Source organism: Candidatus Aquarickettsia rohweri (assembly GCF_003953955.1).
Classification (GTDB): domain Bacteria; phylum Pseudomonadota; class Alphaproteobacteria; order Rickettsiales; family Midichloriaceae; genus Aquirickettsia; species Aquirickettsia rohweri.
In genome coordinates this window covers 1-5,960 of the sequence record NZ_RXFM01000090.1, presented here as the reverse complement: position 1 = coordinate 5,960, position 5,960 = coordinate 1, and the positions used below count along the sequence as shown (strand labels likewise).

The 5,960-nt window shown below is 28.1% G+C and carries 7 protein-coding genes and 2 tRNA genes; 2 read left to right on the top strand and 7 right to left on the bottom strand.

The genetic code is table 11. The annotated features are described in order from the left end of the window. From EIC27_RS05765 to EIC27_RS05755, 3 genes are all read right to left on the bottom strand, one after another. The coding region (locus tag EIC27_RS05765) for a class I tRNA ligase family protein (RefSeq protein WP_153183771.1) at positions 1-780 on the bottom strand (780 nt) is incomplete at its 3' end. A 318-nt stretch (positions 781-1,098) separates the two neighbouring features. Continuing rightward, positions 1,099-1,341: a glutaredoxin 3 gene (grxC, locus tag EIC27_RS05760; protein ID WP_154511145.1), complete on the bottom strand. Its 243-nt coding sequence runs from the start codon at positions 1,339-1,341 to the stop codon at positions 1,099-1,101. A gap of 41 nt (positions 1,342-1,382) precedes the next feature. After that, positions 1,383-1,685 carry a hypothetical protein gene (locus tag EIC27_RS05755; RefSeq protein ID WP_126045136.1) on the bottom strand — a complete coding sequence of 101 codons (303 nt, stop codon included), beginning with the start codon at positions 1,683-1,685 and terminating at the stop codon, positions 1,383-1,385. 384 nt (positions 1,686-2,069) lie between these two features. Here EIC27_RS05755 and EIC27_RS05750 point away from each other — a divergent pair, with 384 nt between their 5' ends. Continuing rightward, on the top strand, positions 2,070-3,521 hold the full coding sequence (locus tag EIC27_RS05750; RefSeq protein ID WP_126045135.1) for a protein adenylyltransferase SelO: 1,452 nt from the start codon (positions 2,070-2,072) through the stop codon (positions 3,519-3,521). A 406-nt stretch (positions 3,522-3,927) separates the two neighbouring features. Continuing rightward, positions 3,928-4,260, top strand: a complete 333-nt coding sequence (locus tag EIC27_RS05745) for a 4a-hydroxytetrahydrobiopterin dehydratase (RefSeq protein WP_126045134.1) — start codon at positions 3,928-3,930, stop codon at positions 4,258-4,260. Positions 4,261-4,284: 24 nt separating this feature from the next. On the opposite strand, the gene EIC27_RS05740 is transcribed toward EIC27_RS05745, so the two are convergent. The 4 genes from EIC27_RS05740 to EIC27_RS05725 form a co-directional block, all read right to left on the bottom strand. Continuing rightward, complete coding sequence (locus EIC27_RS05740; protein ID WP_126045133.1) at positions 4,285-4,935, bottom strand: queuosine precursor transporter; 651 nt, start codon at positions 4,933-4,935, stop codon at positions 4,285-4,287. Between the two features lie 427 nt (positions 4,936-5,362). Further along, positions 5,363-5,438 (bottom strand) — tRNA-Phe (locus EIC27_RS05735). Positions 5,439-5,461: 23 nt separating this feature from the next. Then, positions 5,462-5,537 (bottom strand) — tRNA-Glu (locus EIC27_RS05730). Positions 5,538-5,764: 227 nt separating this feature from the next. Continuing rightward, positions 5,765-5,960: transposase domain-containing protein (locus EIC27_RS05725; protein WP_126044202.1), on the bottom strand; the 196-nt coding region annotated here is incomplete at its 5' end.

Below are 5,960 nucleotides of genomic sequence, written 5' to 3'. Positions count from 1 at the left end.
TTTTTCAACTGCTACATAATCAATATTTTCACCTACAGCAACTGCTAAATTAGATGGCAAAGTCCAAGGAGTTGTAGTCCAAATAGCAAGATGGATTTCTTTATAGCCTTCAATAATTTCATTTTCTTCTGAAAGCTTAAAACCAAGAGTTACAGCTTTACTATGTTTCTCTCTATAAGAATTATCTATCCTTGTTTCAAAATCTGAAACAGGCGTTTCACATGCCCATGAATATGGCATCACTCTCATAGATTGATATATCAAATCCTTACTATGCAACTCTTTAAATGCCCAAATTACACTTTCCATGTAATTTATATCCATAGTTTTATAATCATTTTCAAAATCAACCCAGCGAGCTTGTCTAGTAACATATTCTTGCCAGTCATTAGTATATTTTAAAACTGATTCCTTGCAGTAATTATTAAATTTTTCAATTCCATATTCTTCTATTGCTACTTTTCCAGATATCTTTAGTTTTTTTTCTGTATACATCTCTGCAGGAAGACCGTGACAATCCCAACCAAAGCGTCTATCAACTTTTTTTCCTCGCATAGTTTGATATCTAGCAAATAAATCTTTGATAAAACCTGTAAGCAAATGACCATAATGTGGCAATCCATTAGCAAAAGGAGGACCATCATAAAAAATGAATTCTCGATCACCCTTTAAACTATTTTGGAAAGTGTTTTCCTCTTTCCACTTCTTTAAAACACTTATCTCTATCTTACTAAAATCATCACTATCCAATTTGATAGTTTTCGTTAAATTTGCTGACATACTAAGCTTTTTAATATAATGATTTGAAGATGTTATATCTAAAAATTCACCAATAAGCAATTACTAGTTATAAATTTTAAATCACAGAAACCGATTTCAAGAAAAAACATTTCAAATATCTCATATCAGTTAACGCACTAAAAAGAGAACGAATTACAGATGATCAAACTGAGAATTCTAGAGTTAAATTTATTAATAATATTATTGAGGCAAATTAAGAAAAATTAAATTACGATTATAAACTATGCTGAGTTTTAAGTTATGGTGAGCTTTAATTTTGCTTTTGTATCATTACCCCCCCTTCTCAATTTGCGACGCTTACTTCATATCAAATCCAACATCTTCATCATACTTATATAAATCATCACAACCGCCTATATGCTTTTCATCAATAAATATCTGTGGCATTGTTTTCATTCCTTGTGATTTCTCAAGCATCTCTTCCAATAACTCAGGATTTTCACTAATATTAATCTCTTTATATTCTAGCTTTCTTTTGTTTAGCAAATCTTTAGCCCGTATGCAATATGGGCAGTTATTTTTAGTATAAATTGTAATCATAATAATTTGGTTCTTATTTATTTTTAATTTATTTTTTATAATCAAGATGAACTTTTTTTCATAGCAGCAAACAACTTATACTCATATTCTTTTTTTGACTCTCTAGCAGCCATTTTATTATTCCAGATAGATATCGCTTGTTCAGCAACTATTTTAGCATTTTCATCCATTTGAGTCCCTATCATTTCTTCATAATATTTTTTTACTTTTTCCTTAAATAATTCTTCCCAAGCATGATTTGCAAGTTTTTCCATATTTCTAATCATATCACAAGCACTACTTTTTTTACTGTGAGATGCTTGCTCATTAGTGTTGTAAGAAGTATTAGTTTTGCATTCGTTCATAATTTACCCAAATTATCAATTTATTATTAATAATTTAACATTGTTTAACTACTAGTGCATTAAAAAATATCAGATTTTATCCTTAATCAATGCACAGTTTTTTAGGAACACCTATGTTACTTAGATAATAGCCTAGAAAAAGGGTTGATGCTGTTGAAAAAGTCGAAATTATTATATAAAGCAGTTGTAAATACTGTTATAATAAAATCAAATAATGCAAGATATATAAATTAGACTGATGCAATGATAATTGTGTTTTTAATCATCAAAATTGAACTCTTTTTCAGTTTTTGCTAAAAAACCCTCTATGATTATTGTCTTTTACTTTCTTTTTATCAATGCATGAGTATTTATAAAATTATATAAAGCTAGAAATTTTATTTAATGAAAATTATTAACTCATATTATAACTTAGGCGAGGCATTTTATAAAAAACAAATTCCTGATAAGATTAAAAATCCTGAACTGTTAATATTCAATCAAGAATTAGCAAGAGAACTAAATTTAGGAATAGATTATAATTCACCAGACCTCAGCAATATTTTTGCTGGCAATAAATTATTATATAACAGTAAGCCTATCTCTCTTGCTTATGCAGGTCATCAATTTGGTTATTTTATACCAAGACTTGGGGATGGTAGAGCAATTTTGCTAGGAGAAATCAAAGATAAAAATAATGACTTATTTGATATACAATTAAAAGGCTCAGGAAGAACTTTCTTTTCTAGAAATGGAGATGGCAAATGTCCGTTAGATGCAGCTATTAGAGAATATATTGTTAGTGAAGCAATGTATTTTTTACAAATTCCTACTACAAGATCATTAGCAATAGTTAAATCAAGTGAGTTGATTCAAAGAGATAATTTAACGCCAGCAAGTGTTATAACTAGAGTTGCCAAAAGTCACATCAGAGTTGGAACTTTTGAATATTTTGCATCACGAGGTGATATAAAAAATCTGAAAATTTTAGCAGACTACACAATAAAGAGACATTTTCCTAAATATCATCATCAATGTAATAAATATCTTCATTTGTTAAGATCAGTAATAAAAGTACAGATAGAATTAGTTACATCATGGATGTCTATTGGCTTTATTCACGGAGTGATGAATACAGACAATATATCTATTTGTGGTCAAACTCTAGACTATGGCCCCTGTGCTTTTATGGATGAATACGAAAGCAATAAAGTTTTTAGTTTTATAGATAAAAATGGTAGATATAGCTTTGGTAATCAAAGGAACATTCTTTTATGGAATATCACAAAATTTGCTGAAACTATTTTACATTTCATTAATAGTGATATCAAAAAAGCTATTAAGATAGTAGAGGAAGAGTTAAGTCAATTTTTGAGTATATTTGATGATGTATATTACACAAAAATGGCAAACAAATTAGGTATTTCATGTGTTGCAAGTAAAGAAAGAGATAGGACGCTAGTAATTGATTATTTGAAAATCTTAGAAAAAGATAAAGTTGATTTTACCAATGGATTTAGAAATCTAAGTAAAAAATTATTTCAATGGACTGGTGACAAGGGGAAAAATAATACCGAGTATTATTGGCATAAAAAATGGATGCAAAGATTATTAGAACAAAAAATAGATTTTAAGAAGATTACAAGTAACATGAATAAAGTTAATCCAATTTTAATTCCTAGAAACCATATTGTTGCAAATATCATTAAAGAATCGGTGCATAACCAAGATTATAGAATATTGAAAGAATTTCTAGAAGCTATAAGAAGTCCTGTTATTGAAAAAAAAGAATATGAGAAATACTATATCCCTGTGAAAGGTGACGAGAGAATAGTTAACACATTTTGTGGAACATAAAGGAATCACAGCAACTAAAAAAACTGAGTAAATTTTGCGGGCTGTAAAATGCATTTCTTAATCTCAAAATTATCATAATAAACGAAGTTTTTATACAACTTCATAGAAATAAGTATAGAAAACATTATAAAAATAATATCTTACTTGTTTTTAATAAATATTTTGTATTCAATGCAATCTACTCAGTGTAATAATGGAAAGATAAAAATATACTGAGGAGTGAGTAAGTTTTAGATAGAAGAATCTAGTGAGTAAAGATTAAAAGATTTATTGATGAAAAAGACTTGATTTTTTAAATTATTGGCTAAAGAAATTGATGAGGAATATTAAACTACCTACTAGATAAAGGTAGAATTTTAATATGTTAAGGAATAAAATGAAGAAATAATAGTATTGTAATAAGCAAATGAAATTAGCTTCAAAAAAGTGCATACCATGTTCAGGAGGTATACCGCCAATGGAAAAAAAAGAAGTAGATAAGTATTTAAATAATCTAGGCAATGGTTGGAAGGTAAATGCAGAAGAGCACCTAAATAAGGTATATAAGTTTCAAAATTTTATAGAATCCATGGAGTTTGCTAATAAAATTGCTGAAATTTCAGAAAAAGAAGATCATCATCCAGATTTACATATATCTTGGGGTAGTTGTAAAATTGAGATATGGACACATAAAATCAATGGTTTAGCTAAAAGTGATTTTTATCTTGCAGCAAAGATAGAGGCAATATCAAAGGTATAAAGTTAAAAGTTAAATTTTTAATAATTATTTCTTATTTATAAGCTTATGGATTAAATAGTGACCTAGGTAACAAAAAGGAGTATCGAGTAGCGCTGCAATAATCTTAAAAATTAAGCTACTAATAAAAACACTATAGAAATATTGCCAGTCTATAATATTAAAAAAACACAAAATGATTAAGACAGTAGAGGTATCAATAAATTGTGCAATAATAGTACTAACATTATTTCTTAACCATAGATGTTTACTATGTGTGAGAGATTTTAACCAAGAAAAAATAATAATGTCAGTTAATTGACCAATATAAATTGCAATAATAGAAGCTAAAGAACCCAAACCATAAACATTAAAAGTTTTTTTAAACTCTGGGTCGGATAAAGGTGACCAACTAACAGCTGGTAGTTTTATACTAATAAACAGAAGCAGCATAACAATAAGACTAGTTAAAACAGTAATTTGAATGACGAATTTAGCTTTTTGTTTACCATAAAATTCAGTTAAGAGATCGGAAATTAGGAAAGTTACAGGGTAAAGTAGTACACCTACAGATATATCTAAAGTGATAATAAAAGGAATGTTTATAGAAATAAATTTTTGAAATATTAAATTACCAGTAACAACGGTAGTACAAAATATACATCCTAATGCAAAGTAGAGTTTATCTGATTTAGTCATTTAATATTAACTTAATATTTTGAATACTTAAGCTCATAATACTATAGTATAGTAGCCATAATATAGCACTGTTGCAAACTCAAAAAAGCATTTGAATTTTTAATCTTTTAATTGTTTAACTCCACAAACTTGATTCGTTATCATAAGAAAAGTAATATGAGGCAACGAATGACTACAAACCCATGCAGGATGTGAGAAATATCAGAGAAGATGCGGAAAGTAAATTGCTAAGTTATTATAAATATAAATAGAGCAAAATACTCCTCAAATATACTATGTTTATCAAGAATTTAAATTACAAAAACTTGACTTATTTTGGTCACAATTACAAGTAAAATATAAAACATGCAATATTTATATTATCTAAAATTTACTTTGCTACTAATATATTTCTATTCCTGCTTTCTATTTACAGCACTGTTTAGGATGGTGCCCAGAGGCGGAATCGAACCACCGACACAAGGATTTTCAGTCCTTTGCTCTACCGACTGAGCTATCTGGGCTAATGAGGATAGCTTTGATTTAATGGCGACCCCTACGGGATTCGAACCCGTATTGCCACCGTGAAAGGGTGGAGTCCTAAACCATTAGACGAAGGGGCCTCTAAGTACGGAAGATTATATATAATTCTTCATAAATTCAAATAGTTTTTTTAAAATTTACTAAATAATTTATTAATGCATATATATATAAGCATAAATTTATTTAATTCTCTCACCAAATTTTTACTTAAATTCTCCTAATGTAAACGCTAAAATATCCCCATCTTGACAAGTATTATCCGCCTTTCTTTGGGTTTCTTAAGTTTTTTGATAATTCTAAAAAAAATTTAATTTGATGATATTTTTTTATCAATATTATATGGAAGTAAATTTACTAACTCTTTTGGATCAGAATAATCATGAATATGATTCAGCAAATATTTTAAATAATCATAAGGATTAATCTTATTTACTTTGCAAGTTTCAATAATACTATAAATATTTGCACTAGCTTTAGCACCCTTAGTTGTTGCACAGAACATC